Consider the following 647-nt stretch of genomic DNA (forward strand, 5'->3'; position numbering starts at 1 on the left):
ATCGACGCCGCCGACCCGTCGGCCTGGCGTGACGGCAAGACCCCCGACTACCACCTGTCCCACGAAGTCATGCCGGGCCAGCGCAGCACCCAGCACGCACCCGACTCCCTCGAAGCGATCGTGGAGAGCATCGTCCAGGTCTTCGAGATGGAGGTCTCCTACAAGAAGGACCCCGCGACCTGGGTGTCCATGGTGACCGAGCACTTCCGGACCAACGTCAACGGCGGCGGCTGGGCCAGCGCGCAGGACATCGCCGACATCGGCAGCTACAACATCCTCATCGGCGACAGCCCGTTCTACCGCAGCGGCCAGGAGTCGTTCGACTCCTCGCACCACATCTTCCACAAGGCGTTCCCCGGCGGGTTCTACTGGGAGGTCCTGGAGGTCATCAGCCCGCCCCCGGTCGTCACGTTCAAGTGGCGGCACTGGGGCGCGTTCGAGGGCGAGTACCACGGCCACCAGCCCGACGGCAAGACCATCGAGATGTTCGGCATCAGCGTCGCCAAGGTCAGCGACGACCTGAAGCTGGTCGAGGTCGAGCACTACTACGACCCGAACCAGTTCCTCGGCAAGCTCACCGGCGGCTGCCCCGTCGCCCACTGACGAACACCCCTGGCGGGCCACCCGACACCGGTCGGGTGGCCCGC

Annotated in this window: 1 protein-coding gene; it reads left to right on the top strand. The window is 67.1% G+C overall.

The window, feature by feature from the left end; all coding sequences use genetic code 11:
• A partial coding sequence (locus tag Cco03nite_RS42100) for a SnoaL-like polyketide cyclase (protein WP_203699645.1) occupies nucleotides 1-603 on the top strand: 603 nt, incomplete at its 5' end.
• Nucleotides 604-647: the final 44 nt, after the last annotated feature.

Source organism: Catellatospora coxensis, assembly GCF_016862635.1.
Classification (GTDB): Bacteria; Actinomycetota; Actinomycetes; order Mycobacteriales; family Micromonosporaceae; genus Catellatospora; species Catellatospora coxensis.